The sequence below is a fragment of the Sulfuricella sp. genome (assembly GCA_041651995.1).
Classification (GTDB): Bacteria; Pseudomonadota; Gammaproteobacteria; order Burkholderiales; family Sulfuricellaceae; genus Sulfurimicrobium.
In genome coordinates this window covers 195,978-214,425 of sequence record JBAZID010000004.1, presented here as the reverse complement: position 1 = coordinate 214,425, position 18,448 = coordinate 195,978, and the positions used below count along the sequence as shown (strand labels likewise).

Below are 18,448 nucleotides of genomic sequence, written 5' to 3'. Positions count from 1 at the left end.
CTATTTTAGCGGGTTGTTGAATACCTTATATTTACCCTGAAAATGGAGATGCAAATGGCTGTAGAACGCACCCTGTCCATTATTAAACCCGATGCCGTAGCCAAGAATGCCATTGGCAAGATTTATTCCCGCTTCGAAAGCAACGGCCTCAAGATCGCCGCCTCCAAAATGAAGCATCTGTCCCGTGCCGAAGCCGAAGGTTTTTACGCTGTCCACCGCGAGCGTCCTTTCTTCAAGGATCTGGTGGATTTCATGATTTCCGGACCGGTGATGATCCAGGTTCTGGAAGGTGAAAATGCAATTGCCATGAACCGCGAACTGATGGGTGCCACTGACCCCAAGAAAGCCGAAAAAGGCACGATCCGCGCCGATTTCGCCGAGAGCATCGATGCCAATGCCGTGCATGGTTCTGATGGTCCCGATACCGCCAAGGCGGAAATCTGCTATTTCTTCCCCGCGATGGAAGTTTACGCGCGCTAATGCCCAGCCTTATGCGAGCAGCGGAGCGACACTTTGGCCGCCCTCTCCTCCAGGAGAGGGTTGGGGTGAGGGAGATGGTCATGACAAAGGTGTGTCGTGACCGTTAATCTGCTCAACTTCGATCTCCCTCAGCTCACCGCCTATTTTGCCGAAATTGGCGAAAAGCCTTTTCGCGCAAAGCAGGTGATGCGCTGGATGCATCACTTTGGCGAGAATGATTTTGCCCGCATGAGTGATCTGGCCAAGTCGTTGCGTGAGAAGTTAAGCATTTCAGCCGTGGTTGAACCGCCGCGGCTGATCAAGGAACAATTGTCCGACGACGGCACCCGCAAGTGGTTGCTCGACGTCGGCGCCGGTAACGGCATCGAAACCGTTTTCATCCCCGAGGATGAGCGTGGCACTTTATGCATTTCCAGCCAGGTGGGGTGCGCGCTGGAGTGCAGTTTTTGCTCCACGGCCCGCCAGGGTTTCAACCGTAATCTGTCCGTGGCTGAAATCATCGGCCAGTTGTGGTGGGCCAATAGGGCTCTGGGGCGTGATCCCAAAGGGGATCGTATTATTTCCAACGTGGTGCTGATGGGCATGGGCGAACCACTGGCCAACTTTGACAACGTGGTGACTGCGCTCAATATCATGCTTGACGACCATGCCTATGGATTGTCGCGCCGCCGCGTGACGGTGAGCACGTCCGGCCTGGTCCCGGCAATGGATCGTCTGCGCGACACCTGCCCGGTGGCGCTGGCGGTATCCCTGCATGCGCCCAATGATGCACTGCGCGATGTGCTGGTGCCGATCAACCGGAAATATCCCCTGGCCGAGCTGATGGCCGCCTGCCGGCGTTATATCGAGAAGGCGCCACGGGATTTTGTGACTTTCGAATATGTCATGCTGGATGGTGTCAACGACAGTGTGGCTCATGCGCGTGAACTGATAGCATTGGTGCGGGATGTGCCATGCAAGTTCAACTTGATCCCTTTCAATCCTTTTCCCCTGTCGGGTTACCAACGCTCCCGCCCGGAGGCGGTGCGGCAATTTCGCGATACGCTAATGCAGGCCGGGCTGGTGGCAACCACCCGCAAGACGCGTGGCGATGATATCGACGCCGCCTGCGGGCAACTGGCGGGGCAGGTGCAGGACAAGACCAAACGGACTCAGTACAAAATAGTGGAGGCTGCGATATGAAGAAACTGCTGGCAATGATGTTGATGGCGTGTGCCTGTGCGGCGTTGCCGGTGTTGGCGCAGTCGCAGTCCGACGAGACCAAGCGGGCCCAGATTCACACTGAGCTGGGCGCCGGCTATTTTGGCATGGGCAAGCTGGGCGTGGCGCTGGAAGAACTCAATATCGCCATCAAGTCGGATTCCTCGTACGCACCAGCCTACAATATCCTCGGCCTGGTTTACATGGAACTGAGGGAGTACGACAAGGCGGATGAGAGCTTCAAACGTTCCCTCAATATCGATTCCGGCAATTCCGATGCGCACAACAACTACGGCTGGTTCCTGTGTCAGCGCGACCGCGTGGACGAGGCGATTGGCCATTTCATGAGCGCATTGAAAAACCCGCTCTATTCCACGCCGGAAAAGGCTTATCTCAATGCCGGCCAGTGTTCCCTGAAGAAAGGCGATGATCAGGGAGCGGAAGATTTCTTCCTGCGTGCCATCAAATTCCAGCCTGTACCTCCCCAGGCCCTGTTTTATCTTGCGGATATACAGTTTCGCCGCGGCAAGAACAATGATGCCCTGTTTTACCTTGAGCATTACATGAAAAGCGGGCCAACTCCTGAAGGGCTGTGGCTCGGTGCGCGCATCGCCCATCGTCTTGGAAACCGCGATGCCGAAGTCAATTATGGTTTGCAGTTGAGGAAGAATTTTCCGGATTCTCGCGAGGCGATCGCGTTCCGTAATGGCCAGTTCGCCAACGTGGGTGCGGCAGAGGGGCGGCAGTGACGGATATTGTCGAAGAACAAACAGACGCTCCACCTCGGGAGGGTGCGGGCGCCAGACTCAAGCGTGAACGGGAAAGCCAGGGTCTGAGCCTGTTTGACGCTGCGCGTGCGCTGCGTCTGAGTGAAAAGCAGATTACAGCACTTGAGGCGGACGATTACTCGAAGCTGCCTGGCCGCACTTTTGTTCGTGGATTCATCAGGAACTATGCGCGCCTGGTACAGCTTGATCCTGAACCATTAATGGCCCGGCTTTTTTTCGGAAACGAGGAGGAGTCGCACCAGATTCAAGCACCCTCGCAGAAGATCCGTTTTTCCGAGCACGAATCCAAACCCTGGTTGAAATGGTTGCTGATGGCTTTTGTTGTTGTGGCCGTGGTTTCCTGGGCTGTGTTGCAGTGGCTTGGCCCTGAGGAAACCAAATCGGCGATTGTGCCCCGCACGGCCGAGCCGGTGGCTCTGCCCTCAAAAGTGGTTCCAGCGGAGCCTGAAATTGTGCTGTCGCCTGTGTCCGAGCCTGCTGTTGCGCTGCCGCCGCCGGTCATCCCGGCGGCAGAGCCCGCGACGCCGGCCAGCATGGCCGTATCCGCCACTACGCTGGCGCGCTTGAAGATGACTTTTTCTGGCCGTGCCTGGGTCGAGGTGCGTGATAAAAATGGAAAAATCATTCATTCGCAGAACAATACAGCGGGTACTGACCAGACCGTGGAGGGTGAGGCGCCCTTATCCCTGGTGATCGGGAGTTCGCCTAATGTGAAATTGATTTACAAAGGCCAGCCCGTTGATCTTTCCGCATTCGCCAAGGCCGATGTGGCGCGGCTGACCCTGGAGTGAGCATGTTCAAAGTTGAGATTCCCCGCCGCAAGAGCCGGCAGATCAAGGTTGGCAATGTACTGATTGGCGGTGATGCGCCGATTTCGGTGCAAACCATGACCAACACCGAGACGACTGATGTGGATGCCACCGTGGCACAGATCGAGCGTGCAGCCAAGGCGGGCGCGGATATCGTGCGCGTGTCGATACCCAGCATGGAGGCGGCAGAAGCTTTCGGCCTGATCAGGAAGCGCTCTCCCGTGCCGCTGGTGACCGACATCCATTTCGATTACAAAATTGCCCTGCGCGTGGCGGAGCTGGGTGCGGACTGCCTGCGCATCAATCCCGGCAACATTGGCCGCGAGGATCGCGTCAAGGCCGTGGTGCAGTCGGCCAAGGACCACGGCATCCCGATCCGCATCGGCGTCAACGCCGGTTCCCTGGAAAAGGATCTGCAGAAGAAATATGGCGAACCCACACCGGAAGCCCTGGTGGAATCCGCGCTGCGCCATATCGAGATTCTCGAGCGCCTGAACTTCCCTGATTTCAAGGTCAGCCTCAAGGCCTCGGAAATCTTCATGACAGTGGAAGCCTACAAGCAGCTTGCCGGTCAGATTGATCAGCCCTTGCATCTGGGTATTACCGAAGCCGGCGGGCTGCGTTCCGGCAGCGTGAAGTCGGCAATAGGCCTGGGCATGATTCTGGCGTCCGGTATCGGCGACACCATCCGCGTTTCCCTTGCCGCCGACCCGGTGGAAGAGGTCAAGGTCGGCTTTGATATCCTGAAGAGCCTGCACCTGCGCAACAAGGGCGTGAATATCATCGCCTGTCCGTCCTGCTCACGCCAGAATTTCGATGTGATCAAGGTGGTGAATGCCCTGGAACAGCGCCTCGAGGACGTGCTGGAGCATCTCGATGTGGCGGTGATCGGCTGCATAGTGAATGGCCCGGGTGAAGCACGCGAGGCGGATATCGGGCTTGCCGGCGGTGAGCCGAACCTGCTTTACCTGGACGGAAAGCCCAGTCACAAGGTCAGCGATGACGAGATTGTCGATCAGATCGAGCGCGAAGTACGCGCCAAGATCGCGGCAAAACAACAAAAACCCTGAGAATCCAGCAAGCAAAATGAGCCAGATCCAAGCCATTCGCGGCATGAACGATATCCTGCCGGAACAAGCCGCCCTGTGGGAGTTTTTCGAGGACACGGTGCGTGACTGGCTGCACAGCTACGGCTACAAGTGCATTCGCATGCCCATCGTGGAACAGACCGGGCTGTTCAAACGCGCTATCGGCGAAGTAACCGATATCGTGGAGAAGGAGATGTATACCTTCACCGATGCGCTTAATGGCGAGAGCCTGACATTGCGTCCGGAGGGGACGGCATCCTGCGTGCGCGCCGTGCTGCAGCACAATCTGCTTTACAATGCGCCGCAGCGCTTGTGGTACATGGGGCCGATGTTCCGCCACGAGCGTCCGCAGAAAGGGCGTTACCGCCAGTTTCATCAGGTTGGCGTGGAGTCTCTGGGCTTTGCCGGTCCGGATATGGACGCAGAGCAAATCATGATGACGGCGCGGCTGTGGAAAAAACTTGGCTTGCAGGATGTGGCACTGGAAATCAATACACTCGGCAGTTCAGGAGATCGCGCCCGTCACCGCGCCCGCCTCGTGCATTACCTGGAGCAGCATCTCGATCTTCTGGACGAGGATTCGAAGCGCCGCCTGCACACCAATCCCCTGCGTGTGCTGGACAGCAAGAACCCGGCCCTGCAGGCATTGATCGAGGCTGCACCGAAGTTGCTGGACGATCTGGATGAGGCCTCGCTCAAGCATTTTGATGAAGTGCAGGGAATGCTGCGCGAGGCCGGTATTGAATACCGCATCAATCCGCGTCTGGTGCGGGGGCTGGATTACTACAATTTCACTGTGTTCGAATGGGTGACGACGCGCCTGGGTGCGCAGGGTACGGTGTGCGCCGGCGGACGTTACGACGGGCTGATCGAACAGATTGGAGGAAAGCCGGCGCCTGCTTGTGGTTTTGCCATGGGCGTGGAGCGTTTGCTGGCACTTCTGGAAGAGCAGAAGTTTCAGCCGCCCGAACAGCCTGTTGACGCCTACCTGGTACATCAGGGTGAAGCTGCGGACCGCTTTGCGCCGCTGGCCGCTGAAGCGTTGCGCGAACAGGGCTTGCACGTGATTCTTCATTGCGGCGGCGGCAGTTTCAAAACGCAGATGAAAAAGGCAGATGCCAGCGGAGCGCGCTATGCGGTGATCATCGGCGATAACGAAGCGGCTGACCGGCAACTGACGCTCAAGCCGCTGCGCGCATTGGGCGATCAGGCGTGCATGACGATAGACGAAGCAGCGGGTGTGATGGGAAACAGGATCTGAGCCCCCGTTGTTAACAGAATTATTTTAAAGGTGCTATATGGCTTACGATCTGGAAGAACAGGAACAAATTGACGTCGTCAAGGATTGGTGGAAGCGGAACGGCAATGCCGTGCTGCTTGGCGTAGCGGTATTCGTGGCAATAGTCGCCGGCATCCAGGGCTGGCGATATTACCAGCACCAGCAGACGACTCAGGCAGCTGGCCTGTACGAAGCTCTCCAGGGAGCGGTCGAAAAACGTGACGCCAAAGTTGTGCGCGAAATTGCCGGTCAGCTCATGGAGCGGTTTCCGCGCACGTCATATGCTTCTCGCGCGGCACTCGGTGCTGCCAGGTCAAATTACGAAGCCGGGGATGTCAAGAGCGCCAAGGCCCAGTTGCAATGGGTAATGGAACGGGTAAAAAGTGATGAAGTCAGGGATGCTGCCCGGTTGCAGATGGCAGGCGTGTTGCTGGACGAGAAAAACCATGATGAAGCGCTCAAGCTTCTTGAGTCCAAGCATGGCGCGGGTTTTGATGGCCTGTACGCCGATTTGAAGGGTGATGTGCTGCTGGCCTCGGGCAAGAGCGCCGAGGCGCGTGCTGCCTATCAGCTTGCGCTGGAAAAAATGGACCCAGCCAGCGGCTATCGCGGGCTGGTGCAACTGAAACTGGATGGCTTGGGGGGATGATGGATATTCGTATGATGCTGCGTGCACCTTTGGCGAGCGTGCTGGTTTTATCGCTGGCTGGCTGTGCTGGTTTCGGTGAATCCATTTCCACCGGTTTCGGCTTGTGGGGAAGTAATGAGCGGGCGGAAAAACCTGCGCCACTGATCGAAATAAAGCCGTCCATGCAGCTTGCTGTTCAATGGAAGGCTGGTGTTGGCAGCGCTGGCGATTATGTATTCACCCCCGCCGTGCTGGACGGCAGTGTTTATGCTGCCGGCCATGGCGGAGATATTGCCCGCTTTGATGCCCAGAGCGGAAAGCAGTTGTGGCGCACGGTAGCAGGGAAAAAACTCTCCGCGGGTGTTGGCGTGGGTTCAGGTCTGGTCCTGGTGGCAACCCGCAAGGGGGAAGTGCTGGCCTACGACCTGGATGGCAAGGTTGTGTGGGAATCCAGAGTTTCGTCTGAAGTCCTGAGTGCCCCCCAAGTGGCGGAAAACATTGTAGTGGTGCGTGCGGCAGATGGGCAGATTTTTGGCCTGGATGCCCGTGACGGCAAGCGCAAGTGGGTGTATCAACGTACCTTGCCGCCTCTCGCAATTCGCAGTCATGCCGGCGTGGTGGTGACACGTGGCGGGGTGTTCGCAGGCTACGCCGGCGGGAAACTGGTGGCGCTATCGCTCACCAACGGCGTGCTGGGATGGGAAGCCAGCGTTGCTCAGCCGCGCGGCGCCACTGAACTGGAACGTATCGCCGACGTGACCAGCCAGCCGGTGGTGGATGGAAACAGCATTTGCGCCGTAGCTTATCAAGGGCGCGTTGCCTGCTTCGAAATTGCCAGTGGCAACCTGACCTGGGCGCGTGAAATGTCGAGTGTTTCCGGTTTGTCGGTGGATGCTTCCTCGCTTTATGTCAGCGATATCCGCGGGGCGGTGCATGCCCTGGACAAAAGTAGTGGCGCCAGCATGTGGAAGCAGGACAAGCTGCTGAATCGCCGCCTGAGCGCGCCGGTTGCAAGCAGCAAACATGTGGCGGTCGCTGACCTGGAAGGCTACGTGCATTTCCTGTCGCGTGAGGATGGCAGTTTTGCCGCGCGCGTGGCTACCGACGGCAGTTCGATTATGGCCACGCCTTTGTTGCTTGAGCAGAATCTGCTACTGCAGACACGTAATGGCGGCCTGTTTGCACTGGCTCCCCAATGAAACCTACCCTGGTCCTGGTGGGACGGCCTAACGTCGGAAAATCCACCCTTTTCAATCGCCTTACCAAGAGCCGTGATGCGTTGGTGGCCGATTTGCCCGGTCTGACCCGGGATCGCCATTACGGCCACGGGCTGGTGGGCAGCAAGCCCTATCTGGTCGTGGATACCGGCGGATTCGAGCCAGTCGCCAAAGACGGGATCATGCACGAGATGGCGAAGCAGACCCTGCAGGCGGTGGATGAAGCCGACTGCATCATTTTCCTGGTGGATGCCCGTCATGGACTGACGCCGCAGGACAAGATCATTGCGGATGGCTTGCGCAAGTCAGGTTGCCCGGTATTTCTCGCCGTCAACAAGGCCGAGGGGATGCGCCGTGAAGTGGTGGCGGCGGAGTTCCATGAGCTGGCGCTGGGCGACCCGCTGGTGATTTCCTCCGCGCACGGCGAAGGTGTGCGAGAGCTGATCGAACTGGCACTGGAGGGGTTCCCCGACGAGGCGGAAGATGACGGACGGGAAGAGGACCATCCCAAGGTTGCCATCGTCGGCCGCCCCAATGTGGGCAAATCCACGCTGGTCAATCGCTTGCTGGGCGAAGAGCGGGTCATCGCCTTCGATCAGCCGGGCACGACTCGCGATAGCATCTACATGGACCTGGAGCGCGATGGACGGCGCTATACCCTGATTGATACTGCCGGGGTGCGCAAGAAGGGAAAAGTATTCGAGGCGATCGAGAAATTTTCTGTCATCAAGACCCTGCAGGCCATCGAAGACGCCAATGTAGTGGTGCTGGTACTGGACGCCCGTCAGGATGTCTCCGAGCAGGATGCGCATATTGCCGGCTTCATTCTGGAGGCGGGCAGGGCGCTGGTTGTTGCGGTGAACAAATGGGATGGCCTGGATGAGGCTCGACGCGAGGTGATCAAGAGTGATCTGGGGCGCAAACTTCAGTTTCTCGAGTTCGCCAAGTACCACTATATTTCCGCCCTGCAGGGGAGTGGCGTAGGCGGGCTGTTCAAGTCCATCGACGGCGCTTTCGCGGCGGCGATGAAGAAAATGTCCACGCCCATGCTGACGCGCGTGCTGATGGCCGCGACTGAAAAACACCAGCCGCCCAAGGTTGGCCCGATCAGGCCGAAGCTGCGTTATGCTCACCAGGGGGGTTCCAATCCACCGCTGGTGATTGTGCATGGCACCGCGGTGAGCGGCGTGGCGGACAGCTACAAGCGTTATCTGGAAAGCACGTTCCGCAAGGCCTTCGAGCTTGAAGGCACCCCGCTTCGGGTGCAGTTCAAACAAGGCAGTAATCCCTTCGCCGGCCGGACGCCTCCGCCAAAAACCGAAGCTGATGAAAAAGCCGCGCACAGCAGAAGAAGGCGCAGCCGCAAGACGTATGGCAAAAAATATTGATTGTTGCCCGTTGCGTTTTGTCGGCGATGCAACGGATCTTATCCGCGCATTTGTTTTTTTGCTGCCCGGCCCCCGGAGGCTGTGGTAAAAAGCTCTATCAAAAACATCTCAATAATGCCTGTCGTTTACCATGACCCAATCCAGCCCGCGCGAAATAATTACTCCCTACCGCCCCATTCCACTTGATGTGCCGGAGGGGATGAAACCCAATGAATTTTTCAACAGCACGGAAAATCTCAACGATCTGGAGCACAACAACGGACTGTTGATCAACCCGGAAAACCTGCTGCTTTATCGCAAGGCGCTGGGGCATAGCACCGAGTTCGATACCTCGATTATCTACAACACTTCCAAGGCTGTTCTCAATCCGCTCGGGCGCCCGGTGCGGCGCACCCAGGTGCCTGACAATGTCCGGCATGTGTGGAACCGGATGAACCAGATCATCATCGATTACATGCTGGAGCAATATCCTGACCCGGCGCAGCACTTGGTGCTGGCAGGCGAGGCGAGCCTGGATGCAACCTGGCCGCTGACTTCGCCCGGTGTTCCCAGCATCCGCATGCTGCACAACCATTTCATCGTCTTCCCCATGGACGAGTTGCGCAACGCCAAGCTTGCCGACAGCAAAAACCCCAACCTTACCGATGGCGGTCAGCATTCGCTGTTCGAGATGTACATGCACGACGTCTATCGTGAATTCATCTGCAAGGCCTTGCATCTGGAGGTATTGCGCCCGGTGAGCGATGATGCCGCACGCTTTGACCTGACCGGCTATCCCCAGGGGCTGCCAAGCTGGGAAATTCCAGGCGGTGTGGCCGCTTTGGAAGATGTCCGTTTCTGGCATGAATATGATCTGGTGCTGAAGGGATTCATCGATTTTTACCGCACTTTTTTCTCCCAGGTTTCGACGCGCAACGCGCCGATTCTGAACGATGTTTATTTTCCCTCCCAGGTTGAGAATGTCCTGTTGTTCAACAACGATTTTCTGACGACGGCGAAGAAGGTGCGCGATCGTTGCATCACCGATGCCAAGTACGCCAACGCGATTCGCTGGCAACCAGCATTCAAGCAACTGATCTATCGTAATGATCAAGGCAAGCTGATTGTGACCATCAGCCAGAACTCCATTGGTAACGCGATTACCGAATTGCTCGGTGTCGTGGTGAGCCGTGTGGCGGATGCCGATGCTTATGAGAAACGGGAACCCAAATTGATTGAGCGCTTGCTCGAAGTGCGGCGCCGTCTGGTCGAAGCCGATCTTGGGAGCGGTATTGCCACCGAGTATTGGCCAGCAAGCTAGCACCACTGCAAGTGGCGCTCCATTGCGGAGCGGTACATGCAAAATCTGCCTCGGCAACCCCTTTTTCCGGTATTGTTTTCAGACCAGATCAGTGCGTTAATAGTGTTATGCCAGCACTTCAAATATTAACGCTCATTCCTTTACCCTCATGAACCAGAACAATACCCTGCTCTCTCAGGCGCAGAATCAGTCGGCACGGCTTCAGGCGCTGTGGCAACTTGCCACGAATCGCGCCAAGTCGGACGAAGAAAAAGCAAAGCTGATGCTGAAACTGGCGCGGGATGCGCTGGAAGCCGATTCCGTGCTTATTGGGGAGATGGATGACGGGCACTTTGTCATCCGCTACCTGGAAGACGGCCTGGGCCTTTTTGAGGCTGATGGTGTATGCCCGCTGGAGACGCTCTGTTCAGCCGCGATTCAATGTGGTCAGAGTGTTTACTATTACCACATGCAGGAGAGTGAACAGTTCCGCAACACTCAGATGGTTCATGCTTCGGGCGTGCAGGTCTATGCGGGTATACCGATCTGGGTAGGGGATGATCTGTACGGCACCCTGGTATTTCTCCGCCGCCAGCAGTTGGCCGGGCTGGAATTCAGCAATGACGACAAGGTGTTCATGGAGCTGTTGGCAAACTGGTTTGGCCTGATGCTGCTACGTTCCCGGCAGACTCAGGCATTGCAGACCCAGGCGCTGACCGATACCTTGACCGGGCTGCCCAACCGGCGTGCTGCCGAACTGCGTTTCATCGAAGAAATTGGCCGCTCCAGGCGGGATGATAGCGGTTTTTCCGTGGCGGTTGCCGATCTTGACCGCTTCAAACTGATCAACGATAACTTTGGCCATAATGTGGGTGATGCAGTGCTGCGCCAATCCTCCCGGATTATGCGAGAGGCGTTGCGCGAGGGGGACTGGATTGCGCGCTGGGGCGGCGAGGAATTCATCCTGTTTCTGCATCATTCGAGCGGCGAAGAAGCTTTTGCCGCAGTGGAGCGTGTCCGGATTGCGCTCAAGTCCACACCTTGCATTACCCAGTCTGGCGATGTTGAGGTGACGTCAAGTTTTGGAATTGGCACGTTCCAGCCGGGGGATGCCGACATGGCGCGCACGCTTTCCGAGGCGGATGGCTGCCTGTATGAGGCAAAGCGGCGCGGGCGGGATTGCGTGGTGGCGAGTGAGGGCAGGGAAGGCTCGATATTGTGGCGGGCGGGTGTTCTGCAACGTGCGCTGCAGGAACAGCGCGTGGTGGCCGCCTATCAGGTAATGGTTGACCTCGGGACCGGCAAGGTTGTGGCCGACGAGGCCTTGGCCCGGTTGAAGCTGAAGGATGGAACCGTGATTCCGGCGATCGAGTTTATTGAGGCGGCCGAGGGAGTTAATCTGATCCACGAGGTGGATCGTGTCATCGTTCAGCAGTCCATGGCTCGCTGCACGGCGGTGCTTGAACAAGGCTTTGACCCGGATTTTGCGCATTTTATCAATCTTTCGCCGCAGTTCCTTGCTCGCAAGGAGTTGGTCACGCAAATGCTTGATTTGGCCATGGCTATGTGCCCTTGCAATGTCGAATTCAAGGGTAATAAACCTATCGTTTTCGAGATCACGGAGCGGCAATTACTGACCGATTTCGAGGGCATGCGACAGGATTTGCAACCGTTGCTGGATTTCGGCTTTCGCCTCGCTCTGGATGATTTTGGCAGTGGCTATTCATCTTTCCTTTACCTGGCCGAACTGCCTATCAGTTTCCTCAAAATTGAGGGCTGGATGGTGCAGAACATGCGCAGCAACGCGCGGGTACGTTATATGGTGGAAAGCATGGTTTCCCTGTCGCAGCGTTTGGGAATCACAACTATCGCGGAATTTGTCGAGGATGGTGAAACGGCGGATATGCTCCGGGAGATGGGGGTGGACTGGGGGCAGGGATATTATTTTGGCAGACCGGAATTATAGTCTTTCCGTGGTATTGAAACATTCTGCTTTTCCCCCATCTAACACATTAGGTTTTCTGGCAATTGCCTGAAAAATCAATTAAAGTAAATATTTATAACAAACAAATATTGCGTTTGGAGCAAAAAATGAGTGCTAAAGGGCAAATGTTACAAGACCCATTCCTGAATATCCTGCGTAAAGAGCATATTCCCGTTTCCATTTATCTCGTCAATGGCATCAAGTTGCAGGGACATGTCGAATCTTTTGACCAGTATGTCGTGCTGCTCAAGAATACCGTTACCCAGATGGTTTACAAACACGCAATTTCTACCGTCGTGCCGGCACGGCCGGTAAGCATCCCTTTTGACCATCCCTCCGATACACCTGGAATGGCTGATTAAGACCGCTACGCATGTTTGATCGCCCCGGCGGCGCGGGTGCCGCGGTGCTGGTGAGCCTCGATTTTGGCGACACGGATTATGCTGAAAGCCTGGATGAACTTAAGCTGCTGGCTGAAAGTGCGGGAGTCCAGGTTGTTGCAATAGTCGAAGGAAAACGTTCACGGCCCGATGCGGCGCTTTTTGCCGGCAGTGGAAAAGTGGCCGAAATTGGTGACGTGTTGCGAGAAGCAGACGCCGGCATGGTGATTTTTAATCACGAACTTTCCGCCGGTCAGCAGCGCAATCTTGAGAAGCGCCTGCAAACCCGGGTCATTGACCGTACCACCCTGATTCTTGATATTTTTGCCCAGCGTGCACGTAGCCATGAGGGCAAACTGCAAGTGGAACTGGCGCAACTGGAACATCTGGCCACTCGCCTGGTACGCGGCTGGACCCATCTGGAGCGCCAGAAAGGCGGTATCGGATTGCGCGGGCCGGGTGAAACGCAGCTGGAAACCGACCGGCGCCTGCTGGGAAAGCGGGTCAAGTCTCTGAAGGAAAAGCTGGTCCGCCTTAAGCGTCAGCACCAGGTGCAGCGGCGTTCCCGGGCACGAGGCAAGGTGTTGTCGGTTTCCCTGGTCGGGTATACCAATGCCGGTAAATCCACGATCTTCAATCGCCTGACGCATGCCAACGCCTATGTGGCGGACCAGCTTTTTGCCACGCTCGACACCACTTCTCGCCGCTTGTATCTGGGCGATGCGGGCGAGGCAGTGCTTTCCGATACGGTGGGTTTCATCAAGCATCTCCCCCACACACTGGTGGCGGCTTTTCGCTCTACCCTGACCGAGGCGGTTGAGGCGGATTTGTTGCTGCATGTGGTGGATAGCGCCAGCCCCAATCGGGAACTGCAAATCGATGAAGTTAATGGTGTGCTCAGGGAAATCGGGGCTGATGCGCCACAGATCATGCTGTTCAACAAAATTGATATCAAGGGCCAGGCGCCGGGCGTGGAGCGGGACGAGTATGGTAGAATTGCCAGTGTTCACGTCAGTGCGCTTACCGGTGCCGGAATGAATTTGATTCGCGAGATCTTGTCCGAGTTTGGTGAAAAATTGCGGGCAGAAACCTCGATGCCTGATGAGGCAACAACTGGTAGCGCGTCAACTCTCTGAGTTTGGATGTTAACTAAATTAATTAGGAATTTAATTAAAAAATGGCTTGGAATGATCCCGACTGGGGTAAGAAAAACAGTGGCGGCCCGCCTGATCTTGACGAGCTGTGGCGCAAATTCAATCAGAGACTGAACGGCATGTTTGGTGGCAAGGGGCCATCTTCAGGCGGCAGCGCTCCCACACCCATTGGCCCAAAGGCTTTCGGCGGCATGGGCCTGATCGCGGCTCTGGCGCTTTTGGTCTGGATTGGCAGCGGCTTCTACATCGTCAATGCGGGTGAACGGGGTGTGGTGCTGCGTTTCGGCAAGTTCCTTGAAACCACGGAGTCCGGCCCACGCTGGCATCTGCCCTATCCTTTCGAAAGTGTGGAAGTGGTGAATGTTGAACAGGTGCGCACGGTGGAAGTAGGGTACCGCAACAACGTCAAAAGCAAGATTCTGAAAGAATCCCTGATGCTGACGGATGACGAAAACATTATCGACATCCAGTTCGCCGTACAGTACATCCTGAAAAATCCGCAAGATTTTTTGTTTAATAACCGCCATCCCGAAGACGCTGTGCTCAACGCCTCAGAAACTGCGATTCGCGAAATTGTAGGCAAGAACAAGATGAATTTCGTGCTGTATGAAGGGCGCGCCGAAGTGGCGGCCCGGGCGACGAAATTGATGCAGGAAATTCTCGACCGTTACAAGACCGGCATCAATATCAGCAAGGTGACGATGCAAAATGCTCAACCGCCGGAGCAGGTGCAAGCTGCTTTTGACGATGCCGTGAAGGCCGGCCAGGACAAGGAGCGGCAGAAAAACGAAGGCCAGGCTTATGCCAACGACGTGGTGCCCAAGGCGCGTGGCGCAGCCTCGCGTCTGCTGGAAGAGGCTGATGGTTACAAGCAGCGCGTGATTGCCAGTGCCGAGGGTGATGCCTCACGCTTCAAGCAGATCGTGGCGGAATACAACAAAGCACCGGTAGTGACCCGTGACCGCATGTATCTGGATGCGATGCAGCAGATGCTTTCCAGTACCAGCAAGGTGCTGGTGGACCAGAAAGGCGGCAATAATCTGCTTTACCTGCCTCTGGATAAACTCATTCAGCAGTCTGCACCCGATGCACCTGTTGCCAAACCAATACCCCAGCCGGAATCTGCACCTTCCGCCGACAGCACGTCGCGCTCACGTGATGCCTTCCGCAGCCGGGACCGGGAGACACGTTAATGAAAAAACATTTGAGTGGTTTGTTAACGGGCTTGCTGGCACTGCTGGTTCTTTCCAGCCTGACTGTGTTTACAGTGGATCAGCGTCAACAGGCTATTGTTTTTCAGCTGGGTGAAATCATTTCCGTCAAACATCAGCCCGGCCTGTATTTCAAAATTCCATTGCTGCAGAACGTACGCTATTTTGATACCCGCTTGCGTACGGTGGATACCGTCGAACCGGAGCGCTTCCTGACTTCGGAAAAGAAAAACGTGCTGGTCGATTCCTTTGTCAAATGGCGCATCATTGACGTCAAACAGCATTTTGTCAGTGTCGGCGGTGATGAGGCGCGAGCCGAAACACGTCTGATGCAGACGGTCAATGACAGTTTGCGTGCCGAATTTGGTAAACGTACGGTGCACGAAGTGGTGTCGGGCGAGCGCGACAAGATCATGGAAATATTGCGCCAGAAAGCTGACCTAGATGCGCGCAAGATCGGTGTGCAGGTAATGGACGTGCGGCTGAAAAGGGTGGATTTGCCGCAGGAAGTGAGCGAGTCGGTTTACCAGCGCATGGAAGCCGAACGCAAGCGTGTTGCCAACGAACTGCGCTCACAGGGCTTTGCTGAATCAGAGAAAATTCGTGCTGATGCCGATCGCCAGCGCGAAGTGATTCTGGCCGAGGCGTATCGCACCGCACAGCAGACCAAGGGTGAGGGGGATGCCAAGGCGGCTGCCACCTATGCTGCGGCTTATGGCCAGAACCCTGAGTTCTACGCCTTTTATCGCAGTCTTGAAGCTTACCGTCAGAGCTTCAAGAGCAAGTCTGACGTGCTGGTGCTTGAGCCCACGTCCGACTTCTTCAAATACATGAGGGCGCCAGGCGGCAAGGCAGCAAAATAATGCAGGTGAATCTGCTGGCGGCCTTTGCCCTGATGTTGATCCTGGAAGGATTGCTTCCGTTCATGGCGCCTGCCGCTTGGCGCGAAACATTCCGCAAAATGATTGAACTTTCCGATGGACAGCTGCGTTTTATCGGCCTGGGTTCGATGCTGGGCGGTTTATTGATATTGTTGCTGGTTAAATAATGCAAACCTGGTTACTGCCCGAATACATAGAAGATATTCTTCCCCCCGAGGCTCGCCGCATCGAGAGCCTGCGCCGCCGCCTGCTGGATTTGTTCCATGTGCATGGCTATCACCAGGTCATTCCGCCATTACTGGAATATTTGCCTTCCTTGCTGACTGGCACCGGCCACGATATGGATCTTAAAACCTTCAAGGTGGTGGACCAGCTTTCCGGCCGGATGATGGGGCTGCGGGCGGACATCACGCCGCAGGCGGCAAGGATAGATGCACATCTGCTTAATCGTCGCGGCGTAGTCAGATTGTGCTACGCGGGGAGTGTTCTGCATGCCATACCCGATGGCATGATGCAGACCCGCGAGCCGTTGCAGATTGGCGCTGAACTGTTTGGTCATGCCGGCCTGGAAAGTGATATCGAAATACAGCAGATAATGCTGAAGGCGTTGAGCCTGATCGGCGTTAACGACGTTCACCTTGATCTCGGGCATGTGGGGATTTTCCAGGCGCTGATGGAGCATGGCGCCGTTTCAGCTGATCTTGAAGCCGCACTGTTCCAGGCTCTGCAGGGCAAGGACGTGCCGGCGCTGACAGAACTGGTTCAAGCTCTGGCTGTGCCGACCCGTGATGCAGTGTTGCAACTGCCACAGCTTTACGGCGGCATTGATGTTCTGGCGCAGGCGCGGCAGTGCCTGCCGGATTATCCCGAAGTGCGCGCGGCACTTGATGCATTGAATGCGATCGCCGCCAGTCTGGATGGAATGGTGGATAGGATCGCTTTTGATTTGGCCGAGTTGCGTGGTTACCATTATCATAGTGGGGTTGTTTTTTCCGCTTATCTGCCGAATCAGGCGCATGCAGTTGCCAAGGGCGGGCGCTATGACGAGGTAGGCAGCATTTTTGGGCGTGCGCGTCCTGCAACCGGCTTTAGCATGGATCTGAGAGTGTTGTGCGGTGCCTTGGGGCCGGCAGCGCCGGCGCCAGCCATACTGGCGCCCTATGGCAGTGACGAAGACCTGAAAAAGAAGATTGACGACTTGCGCAGCCAGGGTGAAGTTGTTCTGGTGGATCTTCCCGGCCATGAAGATAGTCAGGGAGAGTTGAACTGTGATCGCAGGCTGGTAAAACATGACAAACAATGGCTGGTAGAAAAAATCTAGTTTAGGGGTTGGAAAGCATGACAAAGAACGTAGTGGTAATCGGCACCCAATGGGGGGATGAAGGCAAAGGCAAGATCGTCGATTGGTTGACCGATCACGCCCAGGGCGTTGCGCGCTTCCAGGGCGGACACAACGCTGGCCACACGCTGGTGATCAATGGTGTCAAAACAGTGTTGCACCTGATTCCGTCCGGTATCCTGCGCCAGAATGTCGATTGTTATATCGGCAACGGTGTGGTGGTTTCCCCATGGGCGCTGATGGAAGAAGTGGACATGCTGGAGAAAGCCGGGGTGCTGGTGTGCAACCGCCTGAAAATTTCCGCTGCCTGCCCGGTCATCATGCCGCATCACGTGGCGCTTGATCAGGCGCGTGAAATTGCCAAGGGCGCCAGCAAGATCGGCACAACCGGGCGCGGCATCGGCCCCGCCTACGAGGACAAGGTGTCACGCCGAGGCATTCGTATCCAGGATCTGTTCCACCGTGAGCGCCTGGCGGCAAAACTGGGTGAGATTCTTGACTACCACAATTTCGTGCTGAAAAATTATTTCAAGGCAGATATCGTGGATTTCCAGAAATCCCTGGATGACGTTCTGCTGATTGCCGAGCGCATCAAGCCCATGGTGGCGGATGTGCCCAATCTCCTCTTCGAAGCCAACAAGGCAGGAAAAAACATATTGTTTGAAGGCGCACAGGGTGCGTTGCTGGATATCGATCACGGCACCTATCCCTTTGTGACATCGAGCAACTGCATTGCTTCCAACGCAGCCACCGGCAGCGGTGTGGGTCCGCAGATGCTGCATTACGTGCTGGGCATCACCAAGGCCTACACCACCCGTGTCGGCGCCGGTCCATTCCCTACTGAATTGTATGACGCTGTGGACAAGCTTGATCCGAGCGGCAAGCACATGGCCGACCGTGGCCACGAATTTGGTGCCACGACTGGACGCGCGCGCCGTTGTGGCTGGTTTGATGCCGCAGCACTGAAGCGTTCGATTCAGATCAATGGCGTGACGGGTCTGTGCGTAACCAAACTGGACGTGATGGACGGCATGGAAACAGTGCGTTTGTGTACCGGCTACAAGGTGGATGGCGGCACGACCGATATTCTTCCGGTGGGTGCTGAAACTCTGGCCAAATGTGAGCCGATCTACGAAGACATGCCGGGCTGGCAGGATAGTACTGTTGGCGTGAAGAATTATGACGCGTTGCCGGCAAATGCACGCGCCTATCTCAAACGCATGGAAGCAATTTGCGGCGTACCGATCGACATCATCTCCACTGGTCCTGACCGGGAAGAGACGATTGTATTAAGGCACCCGTTTGAGTAAATAAAAAGGGCGGGTTCCGAAGAACCCGCCCTT

The 18,448-nt window shown here is 56.3% G+C and carries 18 protein-coding genes; all 18 read left to right on the top strand.

The window, feature by feature from the left end; all coding sequences use genetic code 11:
- The first annotated feature begins 54 nt into the window (after positions 1–54).
- The 18 genes from ndk to WC392_08460 all read left to right on the top strand — a co-directional run bounded on the left by ndk (position 55) and on the right by WC392_08460 (position 18,415).
- Complete coding sequence (ndk, locus tag WC392_08545) at positions 55–480, top strand: nucleoside-diphosphate kinase (protein ID MFA5242403.1); 426 nt, start codon at positions 55–57, stop codon at positions 478–480.
- Between the two features lie 96 nt (positions 481–576).
- A complete protein-coding gene (gene rlmN, locus WC392_08540) occupies positions 577–1,662 on the top strand; it encodes a 23S rRNA (adenine(2503)-C(2))-methyltransferase RlmN (protein ID MFA5242402.1) in 1,086 nt (361 codons plus the stop codon).
- Positions 1,659–2,429, top strand: a complete 771-nt coding sequence (gene pilW, locus WC392_08535) for a type IV pilus biogenesis/stability protein PilW (protein ID MFA5242401.1) — start codon at positions 1,659–1,661, stop codon at positions 2,427–2,429. The genes rlmN and pilW overlap by 4 nt, the downstream gene beginning before the upstream one ends.
- Positions 2,426–3,259, top strand: a complete 834-nt coding sequence (locus tag WC392_08530) for a RodZ domain-containing protein (GenBank protein ID MFA5242400.1) — start codon at positions 2,426–2,428, stop codon at positions 3,257–3,259. Before pilW ends, WC392_08530 begins: the two co-directional genes overlap by 4 nt.
- 2 nt (positions 3,260–3,261) lie before the next feature.
- On the top strand, positions 3,262–4,347 hold the full coding sequence (gene ispG, locus WC392_08525) for a flavodoxin-dependent (E)-4-hydroxy-3-methylbut-2-enyl-diphosphate synthase (protein ID MFA5242399.1): 1,086 nt from the start codon (positions 3,262–3,264) through the stop codon (positions 4,345–4,347).
- 16 nt (positions 4,348–4,363) lie between these two features.
- Positions 4,364–5,626, top strand: a complete 1,263-nt coding sequence (gene hisS / locus WC392_08520) for a histidine--tRNA ligase (GenBank protein ID MFA5242398.1) — start codon at positions 4,364–4,366, stop codon at positions 5,624–5,626.
- Positions 5,627–5,663: 37 nt separating this feature from the next.
- Positions 5,664–6,293: a tetratricopeptide repeat protein gene (locus WC392_08515; GenBank protein ID MFA5242397.1), complete on the top strand. Its 630-nt coding sequence runs from the start codon at positions 5,664–5,666 to the stop codon at positions 6,291–6,293.
- Positions 6,294–6,304: 11 nt separating this feature from the next.
- Positions 6,305–7,471 carry an outer membrane protein assembly factor BamB gene (bamB, locus tag WC392_08510; protein MFA5242396.1) on the top strand — a complete coding sequence of 389 codons (1,167 nt, stop codon included), beginning with the start codon at positions 6,305–6,307 and terminating at the stop codon, positions 7,469–7,471.
- Positions 7,468–8,877: a ribosome biogenesis GTPase Der gene (der, locus tag WC392_08505; GenBank protein ID MFA5242395.1), complete on the top strand. Its 1,410-nt coding sequence runs from the start codon at positions 7,468–7,470 to the stop codon at positions 8,875–8,877. Before bamB ends, der begins: the two co-directional genes overlap by 4 nt.
- A gap of 130 nt (positions 8,878–9,007) precedes the next feature.
- A complete protein-coding gene (locus tag WC392_08500) occupies positions 9,008–10,177 on the top strand; it encodes a hypothetical protein (GenBank protein MFA5242394.1) in 1,170 nt (389 codons plus the stop codon).
- A gap of 148 nt (positions 10,178–10,325) precedes the next feature.
- Complete coding sequence (locus WC392_08495) at positions 10,326–12,122, top strand: bifunctional diguanylate cyclase/phosphodiesterase (protein ID MFA5242393.1); 1,797 nt, start codon at positions 10,326–10,328, stop codon at positions 12,120–12,122.
- 125 nt (positions 12,123–12,247) lie between these two features.
- Entirely contained in the window at positions 12,248–12,502 is a 255-nt protein-coding gene (gene hfq, locus WC392_08490; GenBank protein ID MFA5242392.1) for an RNA chaperone Hfq, read from the top strand.
- An 11-nt stretch (positions 12,503–12,513) separates the two neighbouring features.
- Entirely contained in the window at positions 12,514–13,656 is a 1,143-nt protein-coding gene (hflX, locus tag WC392_08485; protein ID MFA5242391.1) for a GTPase HflX, read from the top strand.
- A 41-nt stretch (positions 13,657–13,697) separates the two neighbouring features.
- Positions 13,698–14,867, top strand: coding sequence for an FtsH protease activity modulator HflK (gene hflK, locus WC392_08480; protein MFA5242390.1), 1,170 nt, complete (start codon positions 13,698–13,700; stop codon positions 14,865–14,867).
- The gene (hflC, locus tag WC392_08475) at positions 14,867–15,748 is read left to right on the top strand and encodes a protease modulator HflC (GenBank protein ID MFA5242389.1); all 882 of its coding nucleotides are present in this window, start codon (positions 14,867–14,869) and stop codon (positions 15,746–15,748) included. Before hflK ends, hflC begins: the two co-directional genes overlap by 1 nt.
- On the top strand, positions 15,748–15,933 hold the full coding sequence (locus WC392_08470; GenBank protein MFA5242388.1) for a DUF2065 domain-containing protein: 186 nt from the start codon (positions 15,748–15,750) through the stop codon (positions 15,931–15,933). Before hflC ends, WC392_08470 begins: the two co-directional genes overlap by 1 nt.
- Positions 15,933–17,087, top strand: a complete 1,155-nt coding sequence (locus tag WC392_08465; GenBank protein MFA5242387.1) for an ATP phosphoribosyltransferase regulatory subunit — start codon at positions 15,933–15,935, stop codon at positions 17,085–17,087. Before WC392_08470 ends, WC392_08465 begins: the two co-directional genes overlap by 1 nt.
- A gap of 17 nt (positions 17,088–17,104) precedes the next feature.
- On the top strand, positions 17,105–18,415 hold the full coding sequence (locus WC392_08460) for an adenylosuccinate synthase (GenBank protein MFA5242386.1): 1,311 nt from the start codon (positions 17,105–17,107) through the stop codon (positions 18,413–18,415).
- Positions 18,416–18,448 lie beyond the last annotated feature (33 nt).